Here is a 24,126-nt window from a genome sequence, read left to right as displayed (position 1 = left end):
TTAAAAGCCTCCCTGCATGCCGCCCATCGCGGAAGGATCTGGCGGAGGCTCAGGGGCTGGCACAACAATCGTGTCACCCTCCTTAACACCGGACTTAAGCTCTACTCGATCTGGCGTGTAAAATCCGAGTTCTACGGGCTTAAATGTGCGTGCCCCGGGATTCGCAGCGTTAGCAGAAACATACACGCCATCCTGGCCTCCTTCGGATCTCAGTGCAGTCGCAGGAACGAACAGTACATTTTTGTGTACTCCCAAAATGACGGCCACATTCATAATCATGCCTGTTTTTAGCTTACCTTTCGGGTCATGTACAGACATCTCCATCAAATACGTCGTCATCCCTTCATCCGTAGAGGCTTCCGGTGAGACAAATTGCACCTTGCCTGGAAACGATTCACCCGGATATGCATTGGTCGTCAACACAGCCGTAAGCCCCTTTTTGACCTTGACAATGTCGGTCTGACTTACCTTCACAACTACCTTAAGGTCGTTGGAATCCGAGTTATTCATTACAATAAATGGAGCCGTCGGACTGGTCCCTACATCCCCGTTCACCTTTAAAATCACTCCGTCCCACGGCGCCGTGACCTGAAGCTTGTTTAACTCATTTTTTTTCTGCTCCAACTCAGTTGCCAGTCTTCGAACCTCTATCCGTGAGGATTGAATACTCGATGCATCAGCCGGAACCTGAGTCTTGTGAAGCTCAGCCATTGCAGCACGGTAGCCAATTTCAGCCTCTGAAATGGTGCGACGTTTTTGCGACATAATTTTGCGGAACTGTAAATCTAGATTATCATAGTCCGTTTGTGCTTTATCCAATGCTTGCTCAGCCTGCTCCAATTCACTATTGGATACTGCCCCGGCATCGTGTAAAAACTTTTGGTCTTCATATGCCTTCCGTGCCTGCTCCAACTGCTTTTTGGAAGCTTTCTTCTGACTTTCGGCTTCTTCCAGCTCAAATGATTCTTGCGCTGTATCGACAGCCATTTTGGCCCGAAGTACATTTGTTTTCTGAATTTCAATATCCTCCGCCTTCGGACCCTTCTCCAATTCAGCCAGTTTGGATTTGGATATTTCCAAAGAATCAGACGCACTTTGTATTTGCATTTTAATTTCTGAACTGTCCAGAAGCGCCAGCACTTGCCCTTTTTTGACCTTGTCCCCGGCTTTCACGTTCACCGCAGCCAGCTTGTTATCGCCTGCACTCGTAAAGTTCAGCTTCACTTCCTTGGATGCTTGCACGGTGCCGGACGTGTCCAGCTTCTCGCTCACATCGCCGCGCTCTACTTTAAACGTCTCGTCCTGAACTACAGGTGCTGCCTGCTCTTTGGGCATATTCAGATATACTGCTGCTCCGCCTCCGCCTACAACCAGCAAAAAAATCGCAGTCCAGATCCACTTTTTTCTCCGTTTTCTCCGTAGCTTGATTAAAGCATCATTTAAAACCGTTTCTGCCAACGCCTTTTCCTCCCTATGTGCTCCATGGCTTGTTCAACGTATACTCATTTTGATCCAACTCGATCGCCAGCTCTTCCATTTGCCGTTCAATCTGGTTTACTTTCAACTGGTTGTTTTTCAATTCCATCTCAATAATTAGACCTCTGGCCCACTTTTTGTGTGATAACTCCAAGGCTTCTTTTGCTGTACGCAAGCTTTCTTCCAGTTGTACGTATTTCTTTTGGTTTTCCTTAACCGTGGCATACAAATTGCGGAGTGATTCAGCAAAATCCTTTTGACCTTTGGCGAGCTCCTCCTTAGCTGTATCAACATCCATTTTAGCTAGATCGTAAGCACCTGCACCGTTATTAAAATCAAAATATCTCACATTGAGTTCCGAAGTTTTGATACTATCCTCCAGCTTCCATAAATTCGGATTCATGTCTGTCAGCTGTTGTATATGTAATTCAATATCCAGCTTCTTCGGTTCCTTGTACACGGGTCGATCCACCATTTCATAGGCTGTTCCGTTAGGCTGTCCCATGAGGAAGTTCAGAGCATCCCTGGATTTTTGCAACGCAATTTTTCCCTGCTCGACTGCTTGCTCCGCCTGGACTCTGGCCTGTGTACTCTCGTTTTTCGCATATTCAGACAACTTGCCTCGCGCAAATTTGGCAAGTGCAATCTTTTCCTCCGCTTGGGCGATTTCAAGCGCCTCCAGATCATTTTTCACCTGATTCTCTGCTACAAACACACTTTGGTAGCTTTTCATTACATTAAAATAAATCTGGTCTTTGGCATATTGCGCCTGCTTTTTGCTGGCTAGATAGGATAGTGTCGAGGAACTGTAATTCCTCCAGGACGTTTCATTATCAACATACTCATTGTCTATATAATCGATAGGTGAATTACCCAGCTCCTTTTCGGCATTTTTCAGTTCAAGTCTACGGCGCTCTACATCCCGCTCGGCGGTACGCGTATTGTAGCTGTTCGTCTGTGCCCATTCCACTGCCTGCTTAAGCGTTAATGGAGGTAGAGCCTGTCCCGTTACGGATGATGTCTTTGACGTAGCCGTAGCAGATGAATTAACTGACATATTTGCTGACATGCTTCCTGATGGACTGTCAGCCTGTACAGTGGTGACCAAGCCTGTAGAAAAGGACAATACAAGCAGCACGGCAGCCGCTTTTTGCTTCATAAATGAATTTCTCCCCTTTCGGTGCATCTTCGAATCTTTTCCATTCTTTTCGACATAAATTTCCACGAATTCTTCGCAATCTAATTGTACTTTTAGGTTTATGTTGGTACAAGGTGTCAAAACAATACATTTTTGTAACCTTTGCTGCCAGATTACTCGTTGTAAACTACTTTACACCCCACCAGACATAGATTTAATCTGTTTTTACCTGAACTTTACCTAAATTTCAGCTAATTTTAAGGAAACTAACAGCATCTATTAAGGTTTGGAACATATACTAGAGAAAGAATAACAGCCGCTCACTAGGAGGGTTAATAGATGATAAAAGAATCTCGCATGACAACTACTAACGAACCGTCTGATTTATGGATGACTCGCTTTCTACGCGAATCAGATCAAAAAAAGAAACAACTCATTCGGGAAGCCCGAAAAAATAATGATATACCGCTAATGAACAGTATTTCTTTTCACCTTGCCCAGCGTGACCAGCAGCATCTGATTGGATAAGCTTAACTGGGAAATCTAGTGCTATATATGAATACCCCCCTTCGTTAATCTACATGATACGCCAGTTTAAAAAGAGACGGGACAAATCAAAACTATGATTTGTCCCGTCTCTTTTTGGCGAGGATTCAGACTAGTGTTGTATTGTGTCTCAAAAACAATGCCACCTTTGCTCGTTCCTCGCCTATTCTTCCATCTCCGTCTGCGGATGATATAGATATTGATCCAGCGGGATACGTCCGTTTGCATTAAACTGTATGCCCTCCTCTTCCAAGTACAGGCGCTGCAGGGATGCGGACTCATCCTCCTGCAAAGCAATCTCTCCCAAGCGGTTGACTACTCTATGCCATGGAAGTCGATGTTTTTGGCTCAGTGTATGCAAAATTCGCACCACCTGTCTAGCACCTCTTGGGCTTCCGGCCTCTGCCGCAATTTGACCATAAGTCATTACTTTTCCCTCAGGGATCAGCAATATAATCTGAAGCACTCGGGCAGTGAAAGGCTGCATGTTCTAATTCCTCCGCATTACTATTGCTTTTTTCCATTATTATAGCACCCTGAACAGAGGCCAAAAACCCCTGCTCCTACAATTGTAAGAAGCAGGGGTAAAACCATCATTGAAATTTAGAATCCACTCAGACCCTGCTTCTTCAAATCCTGTGCTACTAATCGCGCCAGTTCCCTTGCACCCGCAAAGTTTGGATGTAGTGTATCACCGTTCATATACAAAGCCAGCGTAGCATCTTTGCCAATAGAGGTGAAATAAGCTGAACTAAGAACATTCAGATCGACTAAAGGCGTTTGTTCCTCTTGAGCCAGTGCCAAAATAGCGCTTCTATACCATCTGTTTTCAGCGTTGTGTACATTGTTAGCATTAAAGTCAGTGGCTCGGCCTTGCGGTGTTGACAGAATTACCGTCGCCCCCTTAGCCTTCACCTGCCGAATCATATCCCGCATCCAATCCTTAAACTCCGCTTCGCTTTCGTTATGCTTTGGATTGGTGTCATTAATGCCTAATTGGAGAATAAAATAATCCCCTGGCTTGATATATTGAACGATCGCCTCTAACTGACCATCGTGATGGAAGCCTCTAGCAATCTGGCCCCCTGACGCCATATTGCGAATTTGAAAAGTATTCGTGTTTACAAACTCTGGCAGCAGTTGACCCCATCCTGCCTGCACACTGCTATCTAGCGGATAATAGTTACATACCGTAGAATCCCCGCCGATATAAATCGTGCGATTCGTTACTGGATTGCTAGACAATTGCCTGATTTCCAGTGCACTGAGTGTGAAGACTGCGCCCTCTTTGCCTTCAGTAACTAGCAGATTTAATTGTCCGTCTGTCACTGGAATTTGAAAACGATCCTTGGCCCCATTTCCCGTCATATTTATGACCTGATACACCCCTTCGGCCGCAACACTCGAACGAGAAGTATTTCCTAAAGTAACCGACACCTCATACAAACCTGGAGGAAGATCGACGTCGAAAGTATTCTCGCTTTTCGTACCTGTAGCCAAGAATTGTACCGCATCACTTGCCACTCCAGTTCCCGATGCACTGACATTACGCATATTCTCAGGGGTACGAAAGCCATAGCCACGTGCAGAGTCATAGGACAGCGAAGCGCTCACTCCGGTATACCCCGTTTCGACCGTACCCCCGCCAAAATCAAACTTGTACTCGCCAGTTGATGCATGTGCCGGGGTAGCTATACCCAGCCCCGGCGCACCACATAAAAAGGCTGCTAAAAGCATACCAGTCAATCCTTTTTTCCACTTCATTCTTCATTCCTCCTCCAGATTTTTAATTGCATGAAGCAAAGATTTTTTTGTAAGCGCATACATAAAATTCTACCCATGGTTGCAGGGTTGTACCTATGTCATTCTTATGCAATTGAAAAATAGCTTATTCGTTAAGCTGAACTTGTACTTGTCAGCCTGCATAGTGAGTATGATCCAGTATATTATATGCCTGTACACAAAAAAGCTTCGCAGATCCAACTGCGAAGCTCCCTGAAGCAAAATTCTGTTAGTTCAAAACTACTGCATTAATCCGAAACCAAAATCCCGTCGAAGCTCTCTGGACCTACTCGTATTGTACCCAGCAGGTTAGCTGATACAAAGGCTGTATACACCAATTGTGGCGTAATCGGTGGGTTAAAATCATCTGCTGAGAACGCAATAACCTGTGGAGCTAATAAACTTAAATTAAAAGTTGACGTAGCCGAATAAACAACAGGGTCTGTTATCTGCGTACCTCTCACAATAGTAATTGTAATCCCTACTAAAGCAAGTGGAATTTGGAGAGATATAGTTCCTTTAAGCAGAACCCGTGGTGTACCTGTAGCTCCTTGGGTGTTTAATCCGATCTGTCCGAACAATTGCGGCGTATTTAAAAGAGTGATTGGGATGGCAATAGAGTTGGCTGTCGAAGCATTTTGGGATGTTCTTCCATCAATAAATGTTCCCATAGTTTCTCCTCCTCTCTCTATCAGATACTCATAGTCTATGAAAAAATCAGTTTTGTGCTTGGACTGAATAACTTGTAAAACACACAACTTCTGATGAATAGGCGAATGTACAGCCCCTTCTCTGATCCTGTGAATACACTAAACCAACACTGGGAAAGGAGGGACGTAATGTCCAATAAGTTTAGAGCCACGTTGAGGGGGGCTAATGAAGTGCCTCCTGTCAGAACGAATGCGACAGGAACTGCGGAATTTCGTTACCGTCCAGCGAGCCAGCAATTAAGCTTTGAGCTGACGGTTCGCAATATTTCACGGGTAACTGAAGCGCACATTCATCTGGGACGAAGAGGAGAAAATGGTCCTGTTGTTGCTACACTGTTTGGCCCTTCGAAGTTTGGGATTACCGTAAGAAGAGGTGTCGTTACCGGCGTGCTGCGTGCAATTGATCTTACCGGTCCACTCAGAGGCAGAACCATTAATGATTTGGTATGCCAAATTAGAGAGGGCAATGCCTACGTCAACGTCCACACGATCCGTCATCCGAACGGTGCCATTCGTGGGCAAATCAGACGCGCACCTATCAAACGTTGCAAATAACGAATGAACATGAGTACTAAAAAGAACTTCCATGCTGCTCATTTTGAGCCTATGGAAGTTCTTTTTTTTAATTCTTAACAAAAGTTAAGAAGTTCATAAGCGATTCTTAAGCCGCTCCCTTTCAGGTTGTTAAGAACTTTATCTTTTAATAGAAAGAGTTCAACAAGATACAGTTCACTACTGAAAGGAAATGAAGCTTATGAAGCCTACGACCAAAGAAAAAATTCCTGAATTACAGTTGGTCAGAGCCATGGCGATTTTAGCCGTCTTAATGGTACATGCCACTTCCTATGCAACGGTCCAACTTACAAATTCCAGCCTTTATGTTGTATATAATGCGCTCAATGTGTTGATGAAGTACGGTACCCCTGTATTTATCGCGCTTAGCAGTATGGTGCTGTTCTATAACTATAAGGATCGTCCGCTGGGACGACAGCTCTTGAGGCGCTTTTATAAGCAGAGATTGCTATACATCCTCTTACCTTATGTCATGTTTTCTCTGTTTTATTTCATCCTGTCCCTTATGGCTGGCAGTACCGAACCATGGAGTATAACTACACTTGCGGAAAACTTTGCTCTGAAACTGGTTACGGGCAAAGCGTACACCCATTTATATTATATTTTTATCATGATGCAATTTTATCTTGCATTTCCATGCATACTGTGGCTATTCCAGCGTTATCAGCAATTTCCGCAATGGTCTATTGTCATTGGGCTGCTGCTACAGTGGTCATTTATAATTAGCAACAAATTTCTCTTTCAGGTTCAAAATAAAGGCAGCTGGGCGCTGTCCTATGTGGCCTGCTACATGCTGGGCGCAGCTCTCGGCTATTACTATCCCCAGCTTCGAACTTGGTTTCTGATACGTAAGGAGGAACGAAGTTTTACAAGCGTACTGACATGGATCGCAATTTGGGCTTTATGGCTGATTTCAGCCACCATTCATGTCTATATGTGGTACGAAAATAGATTGTACGGAACCTCGTACAATTCGCTAGTTTTTGAACTTATGTATAACATGTACAGCCTGTCTAGTCCGCTGGTATTACTACAGATTTCCTTCTTAATGTATAGAAGACAACATTCCTTTGTCATTCGCAAGCTGGAACGTCTGGGCACACTGTCCTTTGGTGTGTATCTCATACATCCATTTTTCCTACTCTTGTATCGGCAGTTTTCACCACACATTGGCTCACCGCAGCTTATTCATGTGTGGTACGCTGGAGGTTTTTTCTGTGCACTTCTTTGTTCTTGGCTCGTCGTGTCGGTCATCGCCCGCTTCCTGCCATGTGCTTGGATTTTGTTCGGTCAGCTACCGGGTACAGGAAAAAGGAACTTCAAGCAAGAAGAGCGCATGTCTTCGCCCGAAACGCTACTATTCAAAGGCCGATGATACCCAACAAACGACCTGAGAAGAGTGTCCATAGCCTCCATCGCCAAAAAGGTATATAATACGCCCATATTGTATACTGCTGGAAAGAACAGAAAGGGTGCACAACCATGCATAACATGCATAACGGAACCATTTTATTAGTAGACGATGAACCTGAAATTATTAAGCTCATGCAAATATATTTAGAAAATGAAGGATATCGCTTGCTCATGGCACGGGACGGACTGGAAGCGCTAGAGCAGGTTAATCGGGAACAGATAGATGTAATGGTGCTGGATGTGATGATGCCCAACATGGACGGGATTGAAGCCTGCATGAAAATCAGGGAAACCGAGCATTTTCCGATCATTATGTTGTCTGCGAAGGGACAAGATATGGACAAAATTACAGGGCTTAGCGTTGGGGCCGATGATTATGTCACCAAGCCGTTCAGCCCGCTGGAGCTAGTGGCACGCATCAAATCCCAGCTACGTAGAGTACGGAAATATGCCCACTCCTCTCCTATATTGGAGCATGAAATGGTACTGGATGAACTCTCCATTAACACTGTTACACATGAGGTCACTCTCGCTGGAGAATCCGTTAAGCTGACTCCGCGTGAATTCGCTATTGTTGAGCTTTTGGCTCGACACCGGGGTCAAGTGCTGAGCATGGAGCAGATTTATGAGAAGGTCTGGAAGGAACAATATCTGGAATCCAACAACACGCTAATGGTTCATGTGCGTAAAATTCGCGAGAAAATTGAGACTGATCCAAGAAAGCCCAAATACCTGAAAACGGTGTGGGGCATCGGCTATAAAATGGAAAAATTCGATTAATGGAGGACTTGCGTCTTGAAGGCAAAACGATACGATACGCTGGGATGGAAGCTGGCAGCCCTTAGCCTTGCCGCCTTCACTTTAACTGGACTAATTTTAATGGTGTTTTATTATGGAGCGTCTTTGCTGTTATGGCTGAATCCCTCGCGTTCTTTTTTTGGCACTCGGCTGATCCGCTGGACCGTCAATCACATTGGTTCCTCACTGATCTTGCTGGTGTGTGGGCTGCCTTTATATATTTATTTCTTTTTCCTTTTTACCAAAAATACGATTGGCTATCTACGCGAGATTACGACAGGGATGCAGAATTTCGCGGACGGAAATTTATCCTATTCGATCCCGGTATCTTCCGCAGATGAACTGGCAACCTTGGCAAAAAATATGAACACCATGGCAGACAAGCTCCGTCTTTCAATAGAAGAAGAACGGGCTTCCGCCAAAGCGAAAAACGACCTGATCACTGGTGTATCCCACGATCTTCGCACCCCGCTAACATCGGTGATTGGCTTTTTGGAGTATATTGAAACCGACCGTTACCGGGATGAAATTGAGCTACGCTATTATGTAAACATTGCTTATGAAAAATCGCTGACGCTTAAAAAGCTGATCGACGAGTTATTTGAATACACGCGTGTGAGTGGTGGTAGCCTGCCACTGGAGCTGGAGCCTGTAGACCTCGGCAAATTGCTCACTCAACTTGCTGAGGAATTTGTACCCTCACTGGAACAGGCGGACATGTCCTATCGTGTCCGAATCGTTGAGCCTGTTCGGATTTTGGCCGACACGGACGAGCTGGTGCGCCTGTATGAAAATTTATTTTCCAATGCGATTCGATACGGAAAGGATGGTAAGCGTCTCGATATCACGATAGGACGTGAAGGCGATGAAGCGATAGTGATCTGCACCAACTACGGCACCCCGATTCCACCGGAAGATGTCCTACATCTCTTTGAACGGTTTTACAGAGTGGACAAATCACGCTCCAAGGAAACCGGAGGTACCGGGCTGGGCCTTGCTATTACCAAGAGCATTACCGAGCTACACAATGGCAGCATTTCGGTTAGGAGTAATCGCAAACAAACAGATTTTGAAACCCGTTTTCCGATCTATCGCGCCCGTTAGACGGGCAGTATAACGCTAACCAACCAACAACGTATAAACGATACCTGGTCCGTGTACACCGATCGTCAAATCATTTTCGATATCCGACGAGCGGCTCGGTCCAGTAATAAAATGAATGCCTGCGGGTAATTGCTCGCGCCCTGCTACGTCAAAACGGCTTAAAATCTCGCCCAGTCGTGTTCGCAGACGCTCCACGGGCAGGAGAATGATCAGCACGGTCGGCAGCAGACTGACCGAGCGCCCCTTCTCCGGCGAGGATAGCACTGCTACCGAGCCGGTGTAGGCGGCGGCCTCATCGGCCATGACGATGCCGATATCGGCCTCCGCGGCGCGTGCCTTCCAGTCTTCGGCTGGATCGGTGTTCCACACCGACAATCGGACTTCCGGTAGCGCTGCTTCCAACTGGAGCGCATCCAGGTCCGGCTCATTCTGCCGGACGATATAGGCTGCTCCCAGCTCGCGCGCCTTGTGCGCGATCCAGTCTGCCGCCTTCTTCAGATCCGGCAGACGCACTACGTGTCCGCCAACACTTGTAAAGTTGGCGGTGAACTCCTCGATGCGCTGCTCCGCACTCCATTCGAATTCGTGCCAAAACGCAGGTGCGCCGCGAAACGGCTGCATCGGTGGCTCCGTCTGTCGTGGACGCTTGAGCCGCGCCGCAATGCCTTCCATAAAGCGCGCCTGCTTGACACGGGATTCTGCTTGCATGTGATGAAGCCATGCTTCATGCTCCGCTTTTGCTTGCACAGAAGGATTACGCTGTTCACTCATGCTGCATCCCACCTTTTCTTCTATCCGCCAAGATCGTCTCCATTCGGCTGAGAATGTCTGGATGCATGACCTTGCGTTCCTGCTCCAGCTCACGCGCTAGTGTGTTCCAGTGCTGACGGAAGGACTTATTCGCCAGACTAGGAGCCACACGGTACGTATTCCAGCCTTTTAAGGGGCCAAGCTTAAGGGTAATTTCTCCCTTACGAACCACCGCTTTCTGTGCGATCTGCCCGAGACTGATCGCCGCAGCGAATCGCTTCGAACTGGAAACTACCGCCGCAAAACCTTTCATCCCGATCGTCTCCAGCTTATCCCCTTGTCCTGCCTCCACCTTGCGTCTACGCAAATAAACCAGCATATCATGCAGTGGTATTTTGACCGGACAGGCTTCATAACACGCTCCACACAGACTGGACGCACTCGCAATATCGTTCCACTCTTCAATGTTGCCATGAAGGGCAGGCGTAAGCACTGCACCGATAGGACCGCTATATGTCCCGCCATACGCGTGCCCCCCAATGTGTCGGTACACCGGACAAGCGTTCAGGCAAGCGCCGCAGCGGATGCAATTTAACAGCTCTTGAAACTCAGGATTGCCTAGCTGAAGCGAACGCCCGTTATCTACGATGATAATGTGCATTTCCTCCGGTCCATCGGCATCCTGGCTGCGCCGGGGTCCTGAAATACCGGACATATACATCGTCAGCTTTTGTCCGGTAGCGGAGCGTGGTAGCAATGTAGCCATCACCTCCAAATCTGTCCAGGATGGAATAATTCGCTCCATACCCATCAGTGTGATTTGCGTTTTGGGCAGAGTAGAAACCATGCGAGCGTTGCCTTCATTTTCAAACAAAACCATGGAACCCGTCTCGGCAATGGCAAAATTGCAGCCTGTCATGCCAATATCCGCTTCTAGAAACTTTTCACGCAGCTTTTTGCGGACAAAGCCCGCCAAAATCGTCGTATCTGCGGACAGCTCCTCCCCTGCTTCTTTAGACAGCAGCTCGGCAATCTGATAACGATTTTTGTGAATCGCAGGGATCACGATATGAGATGGTGCCTCTCCCGCCAGTTGAATAATATACTCACCGAGGTCACTTTCAATCGTCTCGATATCCGCACCTTCCAGCGCCTGATTCAAATGCAGCTCCTCCGACACCATCGACTTGGATTTGACGACAGAACGGGCTTGATTATGCGCGGCAATGTCCAGTGTAATGCGCACGGCATCCACTGCGGTGTCGGCAAAATGGATATGCACCCCGTTGGCACGGGCATTTTCTACAAATAGATTTAAGTAATAGTCCAGATGGGCAATCGTATGAAGCCGAATTTGACGCCCCCGCTCACGCCATTCCTCCCAATTTCCATGCTGCTCTGAAGCTACACGCTTACCGTTGCGCAGCCGCTCGGTAGTGAAACGAACTGCATTCCGCAGAAAATCATCATTCAGAGCCAGCTCTGCACGTTTTTTGACCTTTTGGTTCATAGAGTGCGTATGTACAGCGGTCATGCGTGCTTCACCCCTTCGTATAACAGCTCTGCCAGATGCATCACCCGAACTGGCTCTTTCCGATATCTGAGATTACCGGCGATATTCATCAAACAGGCCATGTCCAGTCCGACCAGTACCTCGGCTTCCGTCTCCCTGATATGGTCCACTTTTTCAGTCACCATCGCTCCCGAAATATCGGGCATTTTCACCGCAAAAGTACCACCAAACCCACAGCAGTCCTCCGCAAAAGGAAGCGGCACTAATTGCAAACCCTTTACGCTGCCAAGCAGCTTCATCGGTTCCTCCTTTACGCCGAGCAAACGTGTTCCATGGCAAGACGGATGATAGGTTACCGTATGCGGAAAAGACGCACCCACATCGGTCACGCCAAGCACCTGCACCATAAATTGTGTAAACTCATACGTCTTTTGCTCCAGCCTCCGTGCCGACTCCAGCCACTCAGGCTCATCCTTGAACAACTCCGGGTAATGATGAATCATATATGTGCAGGAACCGGAAGGAGCTACGACAAAATCACTGTTATTAAACGCTTTCAAAATCGTTTTTGCCGCTGCCCTTGTTTCATCCCAATAGCCGCTGTTATAGGACGGCTGCCCGCAGCATGTCTGCACCTTGGGAAATTCCAGCTCGACACCATATCTGGCAAGCAAGCGGGCCATCGCTTCCCCTACCTTGGGATAAATCGCATCACTTAGACAGGTAATAAATAAATATACCTTCAAACGGCACACCCCTTCCGTCCATTTTCCAAAGGAAAACTTTCATCATAAGCATAAGCTTGCAGTGGGATTCTCACCTATGTAGATCTTACTCATCAGAGAATCCCGCTACAACAGCGATCGTAAATCAAATGAACCGCAGAGCGACCTCACGCCGGAAACTACCTGCTTACACAATCGTAACCGGAATGGACAACTCTGCGAGCTGACTGCGAATCGGGTCCGACAGCCGCGAATCTGTAATAATTTCGGACACTTGCGTCAAGTTCACGACATGGGTAAACGCTTGCTGCCCGAATTTGCTCGCATCTGCCAGTAAAATTACCCGATCCGCAATGCTGACCATTTTCTGCTTCAAACGAGCTTGCAGCTCATTTGATTCACTAATACCGCGATCCAGATGAACTCCCTGACTGGAAAAAAACAGCTTATCCACATAATAGGTTTCTAATGAACGCTCTGCGAGCGGGCCCACGAATGACAGTGAACGTTGAAGCAGCTGTCCTCCCGTCGAAATGACCTCGATTTTTTCCTTACCTGCCAGCTCTGTAGCTACCCGAATCGAATTCGTCAGTATCGTTAAAGGAATATCCGGCAGACTGGACGCCATATACCAGGCAGTCGTACTGGCATCCAGCAAAATGCGATCGTGCGGCTGAATCTGCTTGACCGCTTCCTCAGCAATCCGACGCTTTTCCTCCGCGTTCATAATTTCCCGTACCGCATAGGGCGTTTCAGGCTGCTCGTTTTTGACACTAACCGCTCCCCCATGAGAACGGCGCAGTCGTCCCGCCTGCTCCAGACGATCGAGATCGCGGCGAATCGTTTCTTCCGTTACTTTACACAGCTCACTCAATTCGGACACCCGTATGCTTCCTCTTTCATTTACGAGCTGCACTATCATCTCATATCTTTCTGCGACCAGCATGGCAATCTCACTCCACATCTTTAATGTACAAAAAGTCCTGTCACCCGCCGGAACCGCCCGTAGGCATCCTCCCACGCTTCTGACTCGGCAGGTTCATATTCCTCTACGGTAATAGAATCCGCAATGACCCGGCGTGCTTCCCATATATCGGCGAACTTTCCCTGTGTCATCCATTGTACCGCAAGATTGCCGATTGCGCTCGCTTCTGCGGGTCCTGCCCATACGGGTTTTTGAATCGAATTGGCCGTCCATTGGCACAGCAAGCGATTTTGAATCCCTCCGCCGACCATATGCAAACCATTAAAACGCTGTCCTGACACCCGTTCTGTAAGCTCCAAAATGTAGCGATACTTTAACGCCAGACTTTCCAAAATGCAGCGCGTAATCTCTCCCGGCGTCTCCGGCATTAGCTGTCCGGTATTGCGGCAGTATTGGCGTATGCGTGTTTTCATATCCCCGGCATGCAGAAACAGTTCATCATCCGGGTCAATCAAACAAGTGAACGCTGGAGCCAGTTCCGCCATATGAACCAATTCAGGAAAAGAATAGGAGTTTCCCTGCCGTTCCCACTCTCTGCGCGCCTCCTGTAGAATCCACAGTCCCATGATATTTTTTAGCAGCCTGTAGGTTCGGCCTACGCCGCCTTCATTTGTAAAATTAAATCGAAGCGTATCATCATTAATTACTGGCTGTGCGGTCTCCGTTCCCATCAGGGACCATGTTCCGCAGCTCAAGTACGCAAAGGACTGCTCCAGCGCTGGTACGGCAGCCACTGCTGATCCTGTGTCATGCTCTGCTACTGCAATCACAGGAATCGCTCCAATACCCAGATCCGTCATGACCGATGAACGGATTGTACCTGCAACACTTCCCGGCTCCAGTACCTCTCCAAACCAAGAGCGGGGAATGTTGATTCCAGACAAAAGCTCATTATCCCATTTTTGCTGTAACGGATGATATAACTGCGTGCTGGTTGCATTAGAAAACTCATGATACATTTCACCTGTCAGAAAATACCGCAGCAAATCAGGGATCATCAGGAAATGTTCTGCCTGCTCCAGCAAGGGTGATCTTGCATTTTGCATAGCAGCCAGCTGATAAATCGTATTAAACGTCAAAAACTGAATGCCTGTGCGCTGAAAAATAAAATCTTTTCCCAGCCGTTCCTGTACTTCTTCCATTACTCCATGGGTGTGCCAATCCCGATAATGATAAGGGTTGCCCAGCAATTCGCCGGTTTCTCCAATCAGTCCAAAATCGACCGCCCAGGAGTCAATCGCCAGGCTGGATGGATTCACTCTCATATGCTTGGCTTTGAGCAATCCTTGTTGAACCTCGTGATAGAGACGCAATATATCCCAGTGCAGGCGCTCCCCAGCCTTGACCGGATCATTGGAAAAGCGATGGATTTCCTCCACCACGATACGTGAATCGGTTAATTTTCCGAGTAGAACCCTGCCGCTGCTTGCCCCCAAATCATATGCGAGGATGCTCACCAGCTCGCACCACCCTTGCCTCTTTTCAAAATCTGCGTATCATACTCAGACGCCAAATAGGCTTTCATTGGATCTGCAGGTAATCCTTGCTCTTCACGGATTGCTTTGAGCAACGGGGCCACATCAAACTCAAATGCTTGGCGTACGGCATCCTCCGCACCCAGCACATCCTGACGGCTCACCGCTTCCTCCACCTCTGCATGATTGATCAAAAGTGCCTTCGCATATTGAGTCTGCACATTTAGGACCGAGCGAATCATGGCCGGAATTTTGGGTTCGATATTGTGCGACTGATCGATTAAATAAGCAATTTTATCGACAGTATCACGGATATCTGCATCGACATCCTGAGCTGCGTTCAAAATCTGATAAAAGATTAAAAACAGCTCATACGGATTGGCGGAACCCACGATCAGATCATCATCCGCATATTTATAACTGTTAAAATGAAAGCCACCCAGTCGCTTCTCATCCATTAAAAACGCAACAATATGCTCCACGTTGGCTCCCGGCAGATGATGCCCTGTATCCACCAGCACCTGTGCCTGCGGCCCCAACTTGGTCGCGTAATGGTACGCCATGCCCCAATCGGCAATATCCGTATGGTAAAAAGCCGGCTCAAACGCCTTGTATTCAATCAGCATGCGCATATCCGGCGTAAGCGCCTTATACATTTCATGGAGCGCCTCCAGCATCCAATTTTTGCGTTTGCGAATGTCCCCCTGACCGGGATAATTCGTTCCGTCCGCAAACCATAAGCTAAAGTCGTTGGAGCCCGTTTCCTTTGCAATATCCACGCATTCCAGCAAATGGTTGATAGCCTTGCGACGGATTGCCGGGTCTACATTAGTAACGCTACCGAGCATGTAGTCCTCGTCTTGAAAGAGATTGGGATTTACGGCCCCAATTTGTAGGCCAAGGCTTTCGGCATGACTGCGAAGTTTGCCGTAATTGTCTACTTTATCCCACGGGATGTGAATGGCAACGGACGGACATAAGCCTGTCAAGGCATGAACCTGTGCGGCATCCTCCAGCTTTTCAAACGGATCACGCGGCACGCCCGTTTTCTGAAAGACTTTAAAACGTGTACCTGAGTCGCCATATCCCCAGGAAGGTGTTTCTATGCTAAGCGCTTTCAGTTTAGTCTTTACTTGCTCCAGGTCAATGCCTCGTTGTTGCTGTTGTTCCTCGAATAAGGCGTACGCTTTGTCACTCATCGTGGTTCCTCCTTGGAAAATGAAGTGAGTTATGGAGGTGGGAGATCGCTTCGCATGCGGATTGTTCTTCCGATCGCTCCGCTGCTGACCAGCCATAAAGTCACTTCTATTTTAAAGTTAGGTTCATTTCAATTTGGTTAGCGTGTAAAGGCTGCCGGGACGCCGCCGTCGATGGTCAGCATACAGCCTGTCGTTTTCTCTGCCTTGGAAGACGCGAAAAAGGCAATACCCTCTGCGATATCCTGCGGGTAAATGTTGACCAGCAGCGTCGTTCGCTTGCGGTAATGCTCCTCCAGCTGGTCTGGCTCAATGCCGTAGGCGGCGGCGCGTTCATTGCGCCAATTGGAGTTCCAGATTGCCGAGCCTTGCAAAATCGCATCCGGCAAAATAGTGTTCACGCGGATACCATATTCGCCGCCTTCTGCGGCAATACAGCGGGCCAGATGCGCCTCCAGCGCCTTGACCGAGCTATAGGCCGTTACATTTTTGCCTGCATAGACCGAGTTTTTGGAACCGACGAACACCATGCTACCGCCAAGTGTCTGTTCCTTCATCAGCTTAAACGCTTCTCGCGCGACCAAAAAATAACCTGTTCCCAATACATTTACATTTAAATTCCATTCCTTTAATGATGTTTCATCGAACGGACTGGATGTAGCAAGCCCTGCATTGTTTACGATAATATCTACACCACCATAGGTTAGCGCCGTCTCGACATAGGCCGCCTGGATCTGCTCCTCCTGCGTCACATCCATTTTCACGGCAATCGCACGGTTTTCACCGTAACTGCTATTGATGTCTGCAGCTACCTTTTGCGCACCTTCCAGGTTGAGATCTGCCAATACAACATGCGCACCTTCATCCACCAGACGACGTGCGGTTGCACTGCCAATTCCGCCTGCACCACCCGTAATAAATGCAATTTTGCGTGAAAATTCTGCTTCTGCTGGCGCAAGTGACAGCTTATAAAGCTCCAGCGGCCAGCATTCCACGTTGTATGATTCATTTTCACTGAGTGAAACAAACTCTCCTAGCGCCGTTGCTCCTCGCATGACAGCAATGGCACGATGATACAAGGCACCGCTCACCTGCGCATTGCTCCAGCTTTTGCCTGTGTTAATCATACCGATACCCGGAATTAAGATGACACGCGGCGCTGCTTCAAATCTCACGTCTCCTTCATGTCGATTGCGCTCGAAATAAGCTTGGTACTGCTCCTTATAGACTGCTATACCTTCAGCAAGCCTAACCTTCAACTCCTCTACATCCTCCACATTCGGTGTCCAATCTACATAGAGCGGCTTCATTTTGGTATGAACCAGATGATCCGGACACGCTGCCCCGACCTGGGATAAAGCAGCAGAATCTCGGCCGTTCACAAACTCCAACACATCCTCCGCATCATCAAACGTGAGGATCATCTTTTTCTCATTACTGACTGCCCCCCTGACGGGTGGCATGACCTGGGACACTATGCTACGGCGCTCCTCTGAAGTAAGCGCTTTATATTTTGCGCCTCCAAACGCCTTCTTTTCCGCTTGGCGAGCTTTAATATAGCTTTCTGCTTCCTGGATGATTTCGATCGTTTTGGCATAAGCTGCTTCAGATGTATCTCCCCATGTAACCAAACCATGCTTCTCCATCAGTACCAACTCAGCTTGTGGATGATCGAGCACCCCTTGGGCAATCATTTTCGACAGCTTAAAGCCTGGACGGATATAGGGCACCCATACAAAACGGTTACCGAAAATTTCCTTAGCGATTTCCTTGCCGTTATGCGCACAGCATAAACTGATGATCGCGTCCGGATGTGTATGATCGACATGCTTAAAAGGCAAAAATGCGTGTAGCAGCGTCTCAATGGAAGCCCGCGGATGCTTGGCATCTATCATACAGTTCGCCAAATATGCGACCATATCCTCGTCAGACATCTCTTCCCGTTCAAACAGTGGACGAATGTCCTCCATACGAAGCCCTGTGAAGTTATGCGCTTTCATTGTTGCGAGATCGGAACCGCTACCCTTAACGTACATCACCTCTACTTCACGTCCGCGAAAATCTTGTATCGTCGTTTTGGCCGAAGTGTTCCCACCTCCCCAGTTGCACACGCTCCGATCTGTGCCAATCAGGTTAGAACGATATACGAGCTGTTCCAGCGTGCTTTTCTGCTCAGATGCTTGTGAAGAATTCCATAGACTTTGTACCATAGAAAAAAACCTCCAAGTTCTGTTTTTTGTTTTGAATGATTTTATTAAGGTGGATATTTTTATTTATTGAGACTATAACACTTTTGTTTTAATTTGAAAATATAAAATACAAAAATAATCAAAAATAAATTTTAATTTTATCCATCTTTAAAATGAATCTATTCGTCTAGCCTAAAATATAATAAGGCCGAGCCGGATCAGGTATAAGAACCTTTTCCGCTACGGCCTTTTGACAGATAAATCACTTCATTGCCAAGCAAATTGCTACGAATTTGATTGCGCTCTGTTTCAAAGAAGGTGGCTCAGGGCATATCAAGTCGTTTTTTAACGACTGCTGGTACACCAGCAGCCATGGTAAAGCTGGGTATATCATCTTTAACAAAGGCACCTCCACCTATCATAGACCAACAGCCGATGTGACATTTCTCCCGTACCGAGGCACCGATTCCGATATAGGCTCCTTCATCTATGATTACGTTACCTGCCAGATTCACACCAGGAGCTATGGTTATATAATCACCAATAACCGCATCATGACTCACGTTAACACTCCGGTTGATAATTACGTGCTGTCCGATCTTAATATTGTCCGACAGGACAGCTCCTTCAAAGATCATACTTCCCTCTCCAATGGTGTTTCTTGGAGACAAACGAACACGTGGATGTATTAGCGGGGCTGCAATACGAAATCCCGATTGAATTGTATGATAAGCAAATCGCTTCTTTAATGCTGGATCACCCACCCCCGCGCATATAAGCTCTACCTCATATTTTAACGCTTTAATGTCGGTCAACGTCCCCAGTACAGGAACACCATCTACACTCTGCCCTTTTGCCTCAGGCCGTTCGTCTAAGAAACCTATCACTCGAACTCCTAGCTCTTCACATAACCAGTTGATTTCCCTGGCATGTCCGCCCGATCCCCAAATAACGAGTTTCCTCATCTGGCTGTCTCTTTTCCCAGGTTTCCTAGAACGTTCACAATTTTTCGAATAATAATCTCGTCCAGTTCCTCCCACAAGGGTAGGCTGACAATATGTTTGGCAATATGTTCGGTAACATGAAGATTAGACCGCGTATAGCTTTGGAACTGCTTCTGCTGATGGCACGCCGGAGAAAAATAGGTTCTAGCTTCTATTGAATTAGAGGCTAATAACTTAACAACCTCTTGATTTGTGTGTGAATCCGGACTAAGAACAGGGACAAATTGATGAACAACCGATCCTTGCGTTTTTTGTACAGACCATCCTCGTTCTAATAAGTCTGCTTGGATCAGTTCTTGAAGATAATATTCGTAGATCGTCCTTCTATTCTCCCGTACAGTCTTGAATTGATCGAGAGTGGCTAAAGCGATAGCAGCGGTATACTCGGATATCTTACTGTTAAGACCTTGGGTGACAGACTCCCTGCTGCTGGAGAAACCGAAATTCCCCGCTTGACGAATTCGCCTAATAACATCCCGGTCCAAACTGTATACCAATCCACCCTCTCCAATACCAAAAGATTTGGTGGCATGAAAGCTGAATACTACAGCTCCTCCAAAGCCTTTACCAAAATGGGTGGCTTCCTCGGAAGTTATCGTTCCAAAGCTGGCAGCAGCATCAATGACTACCGGAATTCCTTGCTCCTGCAGCTTATTGTACACGGATAAATCAAGGGCTGTACCGAAAGTGGCATAAGGAACGATTACCGCAATCTCATCCCCCAGCAGCTTGACTGTCTGCTCTAACTGATCCCTATTCATTTGCCAATTCTCCGGCTCAATGTCAAGGAAGTAGGGTTCTAGCCCGCACCACTCAGCGGCAAGTGGAGTGGCAGCAAAAGTAAAACTTGGCATAACAGCATATTTGCCCTGTGGTCGCTTGCTTTGGGCGATCGCCAAAATCAAGCCGATGGTAGCGTTATGAACGGTAACAGCTGAACCAATTCCATCAAACATTTGTGCAATGACCCGCTCTTCAAACAAATTATTTAGGGGACCATAATTGGAGTAAATCCGCGTCTCTTCTATTTTCTCAAAATTAGCAATAAATCGTTCCTTTTTTACTAAATTAGGCCGTAAGAAGGGAATGTCGAACATCAGCCAGCCTCCTTTGCATATGGGATGAGCAAGCTAGGTTTCCAATGTTTTTAATAACATTTCAATTCGCTTGATATCTGCAACAAATTGTGGACGACCTCTTATACGTTCCTGATAAGAATGAAGTGCAGCTTTAAACAAATCGTTAGTATCAAGAAATCCATCATCTCTTGAGGCAATCATAATATCTAACCATTCCGTGAACGCACTTTGACCAAGCGTCTGATTATTTTGATTGGGATGTATTCGGAAATAGCTTAGCGCTTCAGTAATATACACTGCTTTTCCCTTTGATAGTAAGTTCAACCAAGAAGCTAAATCATTAAGAAGAGAATACTGTTTTCCTTTATATACTCCAAACCGTTCGATAAGATCTGTTTTTTTGAAAAACACTGTCGTAGGTTCACCAATCACATTTAAACAACGAGTTAATGCAATGTTTGCCAACATTCTTCCGTCCATTATCCTTGTTTCCTCGTACAGCCTTTCCGTTGCATAGAGCGGTGGGAGAATAGCCCCTGATTCATCCATGGTTTGCCGATACGAGGTAACCAGTGTGATGTTTTCAAAATTTTCGAAAAAATAGATCATCTTTGCTATTTTTTCTTTATGAAACATGTCGTCATCCATCAAGTAATTGATATATTCACCTGACGCCAAATCAAAACATTTATGCCAATTTCCGAGAAAAAGATTTTTATCATTTTTATAATATTTAATTCGGGGAAAAGAATCTAAATAAGAATCAAGCATTTCTTGTACTTCATTCGTTGTACTGTCATCACAGATAATGATTTCGATGTTCGGATAAGTTTGTTCCAATACGCTGTCGATGGCGATTTTTAGTGTATGCGGCCGGTTATATGCAGGTATAACTACACTTACTAATGGGCATTGCACGCTTACTCCACCTTTCTTTTATGTGTAGGTGTCTACCGGAGGCTTCAAACGATTTAATTCGCTATGTTTATATGGGCTGGCATTTTCCTCACATACACATACACATACACATACATATATATTGCTGGGAAATAAAATGATGCCAGGAAAATGAATGTTTCAATAAAAACAATAACTTACGTCTGAATCGGCACCTCCCTCTCGTTGGTGTTCGAAACGGGTAAAGGGGAATGAACATGTCATTGAATTTCACTCCGTTACTGACAGCTCATTTATTTGTATCGAAGAAGGTTTTAAAGGATCATGTAAAAGAATTGATAGATAGATTGGAAGAAAATCACATTACAATAAACTTGTATGAGGCTGATCAACCACTTATTGACCATAGCCTCCAAAAGCCTCGGGTTTACGTCTCGCTTGGAGAAGAGTGGGGAGAATTTTCAGCACTAAAAGCGTTACCTCGTCACGAAAAAAAACGCTGGTTGCACTTCCAATCACCAGACGAAATTCAACCTATGCATTTATTTTTCTGCTGGCTTAAGGCAACAGATCCTCTTCCGGAGAATAGAACGATTCCTTCAACACATTTCTCTTCAAACACACCTTTAATATCCGTGTTTACTGCCAGCTACAGGTCAAAAGAAAAAATTCAACGACCTTATCAATCTTTATTGAAGCAGACCTATAAAAACTGGGAATGGGTAATCGTGGATGATTCCGGTGATGAAGATGAGACATACAAGGAGTATTTACTCCCTTTAGAGGATCACCGTGTGCGGAGATATCGCCAAGATTCCCGCAATGGTTATATAGGGGCTATCAAAAGGTTTGCAGCAGGTCTCTGTACAGGGGAAATTTTAGTAGAAGTCGATCATGATGATGAGCTAACTCCTGACTGCCTAGAGAAAATCGTCAAAGCATTTCAACAAAACCCTGACTGTGGCTTTGTTTATGGGGATTGTGCTGAGGTGTATGCAGGGAGCAATCATGCGCATTGGTACGGCTGGGATTGTGGCTTTGGTTACAGTATTCATTATCGAGTCTGGCTGCATGAAATGAACAGATGGCAAAATGTACAAAAACATACGACCATTAATGGCAAAACCATTCGTCATTTGGTCGGCTTACCCAATCATCCACGTGCGTGGACGAGGGACTGTTATCATCTGATCGGAGGCCATCGCAATGAACTACTGGTAGCAGATGATTACGATATGCTGGTTCGGACATTTCTTTGTACTAAAATAGTGAACGTTCCTGATTTAATATATATCCAATATCGTAACGAACATGGAAATAACACTACTTTCCTCAGAAATAAGCAGATTCAGGTTCTTGTAAGGGAACTAAATAGATGCTATTTTCAAAGAATTCAAATGAGGTTGAAAGAGCTTGGTCTACCAGTGGAATTACCTTATCGTCGTATATGGGAGACTTCTACGGATGATCCTGTCCGGAAATCTGCTCACGTTATTCAAGAAGATACCTCAAGATACTCAATATTGTTCCCTATCCCCCATTCCTGCCCTGAAATAGAACATACACAATTAAATAAGACACTTCAAAAGAGTATTGAAAACAACTTTAGGGAGATTGAAATTGTGGTTGTAGGTCGAATCCCATCAGAAATCGAAAACTATGCCTCCAAAGCTCCCAGGGGATTCATACGATGGTGGCCTATGGAACCAAATGATTCATTAGAAACTTGTATTCAATATGCAAAATTTGTTGCGTCCTGTAAAGAGAAAGTGGTTGTGTTGCCCTAAATTCTAAGTTTAGAGAAGCATATGCTGACAAACCGGAACTTTTGAAGTTAACGACGCAAGACTTCGCATAAAAAAGGACTTCTAGTAGATATTGGATCAGTAACGGTGGAGTTAATTCATACCCATGGTTTAAAACCCTGTTCTCGAAAATTGTGATGGAAAAAAACATGGGGTTGGGCATGCAGCTGAAGCAGCAGCCAAACTTTTAACAGAAGAAACTCAAGGATATCTGAAATTAACCGTCAACATTTTGATCAAATTCTTCAAGACCCTAAAGATAACTTATACAAAATGGCATCTAGCTTTATGGAAGAAGCACAATATGCAGAAGCTAACAACATCCTGCTTGCTATGCAAGACCACTACAGCATGATTGGCGGCGACATTGAATTTATTACGGTATTCGGTGGTGGAGTATCACCTTTGAGCCTGATCTATACAAAGAAGCAAAGGAGCTTGCCGATGCAGTCCATTGCTTATTAGTTTGGATTCCAGGCGAATACGCTGTAAACTTGAATGTGCATGGATTGGATATTTTGCATAAAAAAGTTTCTTTCAAGAGGCGGGTGTTGAAGGTTGACAGAACCTACGCGGAAACACGTCTCTTGGCGAGTAGGCGAGTTAAAAGAGCATGTAAAAGTAAATCGTTGGATTGATGCACGTCTAACATACAATTATCCCTAGCAAGTATCGTCTTGCACATGATTGATCGGTTTGGATATCGAGACATCACAGAACATGACATACAAAAAATTCTCTATCAAGAACCTTTGCTCAATGGATTACAACACCTTTAACGCCGTTTACTGCTATGAAAGTTATCCCTGAACCACAACCTGCCGTAACTATAGACGAACAAATAACGGCTAAGAAAACTCCCCTTCAAGAAACCCGCCAGGGAGATGAAGAACCTGAGGAAGATGATCCGTTATTAAAGCAGATCAATCCTAAATCATTTTAAACAAACAAAGCCCCGGTTATTAGAC

22 protein-coding genes are annotated in these 24,126 nt (G+C 46.1%); 7 read left to right on the top strand and 15 right to left on the bottom strand.

Features of this window, described 5'->3' with window-relative positions; all coding sequences use genetic code 11:
• Together ACUC6J_RS11180 and ACUC6J_RS11175 are read right to left on the bottom strand one after the other, a co-directional pair.
• Positions 1–1,458, bottom strand: coding sequence for an efflux RND transporter periplasmic adaptor subunit (locus tag ACUC6J_RS11180; RefSeq protein ID WP_025364768.1), 1,458 nt, complete (start codon positions 1,456–1,458; stop codon positions 1–3).
• 13 nt (positions 1,459–1,471) lie between these two features.
• Positions 1,472–2,635: a TolC family protein gene (locus ACUC6J_RS11175; protein ID WP_025364767.1), complete on the bottom strand. Its 1,164-nt coding sequence runs from the start codon at positions 2,633–2,635 to the stop codon at positions 1,472–1,474.
• 318 nt (positions 2,636–2,953) lie between these two features.
• On the opposite strand from ACUC6J_RS11175, the gene ACUC6J_RS11170 reads away from it, so the two are divergent.
• A complete protein-coding gene (locus ACUC6J_RS11170; RefSeq protein ID WP_019687137.1) occupies positions 2,954–3,142 on the top strand; it encodes a hypothetical protein in 189 nt (62 codons plus the stop codon).
• Between the two features lie 181 nt (positions 3,143–3,323).
• Here ACUC6J_RS11170 and ACUC6J_RS11165 read toward each other — a convergent pair whose 3' ends face one another.
• From ACUC6J_RS11165 to ACUC6J_RS11155, 3 genes are all read right to left on the bottom strand, one after another.
• Positions 3,324–3,647: an MGMT family protein gene (locus tag ACUC6J_RS11165; RefSeq protein WP_016818470.1), complete on the bottom strand. Its 324-nt coding sequence runs from the start codon at positions 3,645–3,647 to the stop codon at positions 3,324–3,326.
• Positions 3,648–3,763: 116 nt separating this feature from the next.
• Positions 3,764–4,924, bottom strand: a complete 1,161-nt coding sequence (locus ACUC6J_RS11160) for a rhamnogalacturonan acetylesterase (RefSeq protein ID WP_102997335.1) — start codon at positions 4,922–4,924, stop codon at positions 3,764–3,766.
• Between the two features lie 266 nt (positions 4,925–5,190).
• On the bottom strand, positions 5,191–5,613 hold the full coding sequence (locus ACUC6J_RS11155) for a hypothetical protein (RefSeq protein ID WP_016818468.1): 423 nt from the start codon (positions 5,611–5,613) through the stop codon (positions 5,191–5,193).
• A 168-nt stretch (positions 5,614–5,781) separates the two neighbouring features.
• On the opposite strand from ACUC6J_RS11155, the gene ACUC6J_RS11150 reads away from it, so the two are divergent.
• From ACUC6J_RS11150 to ACUC6J_RS11135, 4 genes are all read left to right on the top strand, one after another.
• On the top strand, positions 5,782–6,207 hold the full coding sequence (locus ACUC6J_RS11150) for a CHRD domain-containing protein (RefSeq protein WP_016818467.1): 426 nt from the start codon (positions 5,782–5,784) through the stop codon (positions 6,205–6,207).
• A 199-nt stretch (positions 6,208–6,406) separates the two neighbouring features.
• Positions 6,407–7,600: an acyltransferase gene (locus ACUC6J_RS11145; protein WP_031463444.1), complete on the top strand. Its 1,194-nt coding sequence runs from the start codon at positions 6,407–6,409 to the stop codon at positions 7,598–7,600.
• Positions 7,601–7,716: 116 nt separating this feature from the next.
• Positions 7,717–8,418 (top strand): response regulator transcription factor, encoded by a 702-nt coding sequence (locus ACUC6J_RS11140; RefSeq protein WP_447250292.1) that lies wholly within the window; start codon positions 7,717–7,719, stop codon positions 8,416–8,418.
• Between the two features lie 15 nt (positions 8,419–8,433).
• A complete protein-coding gene (locus ACUC6J_RS11135; RefSeq protein ID WP_447250201.1) occupies positions 8,434–9,540 on the top strand; it encodes a sensor histidine kinase in 1,107 nt (368 codons plus the stop codon).
• 15 nt (positions 9,541–9,555) lie between these two features.
• Here the strand turns inward: ACUC6J_RS11135 and ACUC6J_RS11130 are convergent, their stop codons facing one another.
• From ACUC6J_RS11130 to ACUC6J_RS11085, 10 genes are all read right to left on the bottom strand, one after another.
• Positions 9,556–10,311, bottom strand: coding sequence for a LutC/YkgG family protein (locus tag ACUC6J_RS11130; RefSeq protein WP_447250200.1), 756 nt, complete (start codon positions 10,309–10,311; stop codon positions 9,556–9,558).
• A complete protein-coding gene (locus tag ACUC6J_RS11125; RefSeq protein WP_017428475.1) occupies positions 10,304–11,824 on the bottom strand; it encodes a LutB/LldF family L-lactate oxidation iron-sulfur protein in 1,521 nt (506 codons plus the stop codon). Before ACUC6J_RS11125 ends, ACUC6J_RS11130 begins: the two co-directional genes overlap by 8 nt.
• A complete protein-coding gene (locus ACUC6J_RS11120; RefSeq protein ID WP_017428474.1) occupies positions 11,821–12,549 on the bottom strand; it encodes a (Fe-S)-binding protein in 729 nt (242 codons plus the stop codon). Before ACUC6J_RS11120 ends, ACUC6J_RS11125 begins: the two co-directional genes overlap by 4 nt.
• Before the next feature lie 166 nt (positions 12,550–12,715).
• Positions 12,716–13,474, bottom strand: a complete 759-nt coding sequence (locus ACUC6J_RS11115; RefSeq protein WP_016818460.1) for a DeoR/GlpR family DNA-binding transcription regulator — start codon at positions 13,472–13,474, stop codon at positions 12,716–12,718.
• Between the two features lie 20 nt (positions 13,475–13,494).
• A complete protein-coding gene (locus ACUC6J_RS11110) occupies positions 13,495–14,970 on the bottom strand; it encodes a rhamnulokinase (RefSeq protein WP_025364759.1) in 1,476 nt (491 codons plus the stop codon).
• Positions 14,967–16,187 carry an L-rhamnose isomerase gene (gene rhaI, locus ACUC6J_RS11105; protein WP_447250199.1) on the bottom strand — a complete coding sequence of 407 codons (1,221 nt, stop codon included), beginning with the start codon at positions 16,185–16,187 and terminating at the stop codon, positions 14,967–14,969. The genes ACUC6J_RS11110 and rhaI overlap by 4 nt, the downstream gene beginning before the upstream one ends.
• Before the next feature lie 137 nt (positions 16,188–16,324).
• Positions 16,325–18,394 (bottom strand): bifunctional aldolase/short-chain dehydrogenase, encoded by a 2,070-nt coding sequence (locus tag ACUC6J_RS11100; RefSeq protein WP_447250198.1) that lies wholly within the window; start codon positions 18,392–18,394, stop codon positions 16,325–16,327.
• Between the two features lie 302 nt (positions 18,395–18,696).
• Positions 18,697–19,338, bottom strand: coding sequence for an acetyltransferase (locus tag ACUC6J_RS11095; protein WP_447250197.1), 642 nt, complete (start codon positions 19,336–19,338; stop codon positions 18,697–18,699).
• Entirely contained in the window at positions 19,335–20,474 is a 1,140-nt protein-coding gene (locus tag ACUC6J_RS11090) for a DegT/DnrJ/EryC1/StrS family aminotransferase (protein WP_447250196.1), read from the bottom strand. Before ACUC6J_RS11090 ends, ACUC6J_RS11095 begins: the two co-directional genes overlap by 4 nt.
• Positions 20,475–20,507: 33 nt before the next feature.
• Positions 20,508–21,374 carry a glycosyltransferase family 2 protein gene (locus ACUC6J_RS11085; RefSeq protein WP_447250195.1) on the bottom strand — a complete coding sequence of 289 codons (867 nt, stop codon included), beginning with the start codon at positions 21,372–21,374 and terminating at the stop codon, positions 20,508–20,510.
• Positions 21,375–21,610: 236 nt separating this feature from the next.
• Between ACUC6J_RS11085 and ACUC6J_RS11080 the strand changes: the two genes are divergently transcribed.
• A complete protein-coding gene (locus tag ACUC6J_RS11080; RefSeq protein ID WP_447250194.1) occupies positions 21,611–23,140 on the top strand; it encodes a glycosyltransferase in 1,530 nt (509 codons plus the stop codon).
• A 291-nt stretch (positions 23,141–23,431) separates the two neighbouring features.
• Positions 23,432–23,623, top strand: a complete 192-nt coding sequence (locus ACUC6J_RS11075; RefSeq protein ID WP_447250193.1) for a hypothetical protein — start codon at positions 23,432–23,434, stop codon at positions 23,621–23,623.
• The last annotated feature ends 503 nt before the right edge of the window (positions 23,624–24,126 follow it).

It is taken from the genome of Paenibacillus sp. JJ1683 (assembly GCF_053006485.1).
Note: the sequence above shows the minus strand (reverse complement) of the source record. Positions and strands in the feature narration are given on the sequence as shown.

Coding starts and splice junctions, on each gene's coding strand:
- ACUC6J_RS11150 (WP_016818467.1), top strand. CDS start 5,782: ATGTCCAATAAGTTTAGAGCCACGTTGAGGGGGGCTAATGAAGTGCCT.
- ACUC6J_RS11175 (WP_025364767.1), bottom strand. CDS start 2,635: ATGAAGCAAAAAGCGGCTGCCGTGCTGCTTGTATTGTCCTTTTCTACA.
- ACUC6J_RS11075 (WP_447250193.1), top strand. CDS start 23,432: ATGGCATCTAGCTTTATGGAAGAAGCACAATATGCAGAAGCTAACAAC.
- rhaI (WP_447250199.1), bottom strand. CDS start 16,187: ATGAGTGACAAAGCGTACGCCTTATTCGAGGAACAACAGCAACAACGA.
- ACUC6J_RS11115 (WP_016818460.1), bottom strand. CDS start 13,474: ATGCTGGTCGCAGAAAGATATGAGATGATAGTGCAGCTCGTAAATGAA.
- ACUC6J_RS11140 (WP_447250292.1), top strand. CDS start 7,717: ATGCATAACGGAACCATTTTATTAGTAGACGATGAACCTGAAATTATT.
- ACUC6J_RS11125 (WP_017428475.1), bottom strand. CDS start 11,824: ATGACCGCTGTACATACGCACTCTATGAACCAAAAGGTCAAAAAACGT.
- ACUC6J_RS11170 (WP_019687137.1), top strand. CDS start 2,954: ATGATAAAAGAATCTCGCATGACAACTACTAACGAACCGTCTGATTTA.
- ACUC6J_RS11100 (WP_447250198.1), bottom strand. CDS start 18,394: ATGGTACAAAGTCTATGGAATTCTTCACAAGCATCTGAGCAGAAAAGC.
- ACUC6J_RS11130 (WP_447250200.1), bottom strand. CDS start 10,311: ATGAGTGAACAGCGTAATCCTTCTGTGCAAGCAAAAGCGGAGCATGAA.
- ACUC6J_RS11095 (WP_447250197.1), bottom strand. CDS start 19,338: ATGAGGAAACTCGTTATTTGGGGATCGGGCGGACATGCCAGGGAAATC.
- ACUC6J_RS11155 (WP_016818468.1), bottom strand. CDS start 5,613: ATGGGAACATTTATTGATGGAAGAACATCCCAAAATGCTTCGACAGCC.
- ACUC6J_RS11090 (WP_447250196.1), bottom strand. CDS start 20,474: ATGTTCGACATTCCCTTCTTACGGCCTAATTTAGTAAAAAAGGAACGA.
- ACUC6J_RS11145 (WP_031463444.1), top strand. CDS start 6,407: ATGAAGCCTACGACCAAAGAAAAAATTCCTGAATTACAGTTGGTCAGA.
- ACUC6J_RS11160 (WP_102997335.1), bottom strand. CDS start 4,924: ATGAAGTGGAAAAAAGGATTGACTGGTATGCTTTTAGCAGCCTTTTTA.
- ACUC6J_RS11080 (WP_447250194.1), top strand. CDS start 21,611: ATGTCATTGAATTTCACTCCGTTACTGACAGCTCATTTATTTGTATCG.
- ACUC6J_RS11165 (WP_016818470.1), bottom strand. CDS start 3,647: ATGCAGCCTTTCACTGCCCGAGTGCTTCAGATTATATTGCTGATCCCT.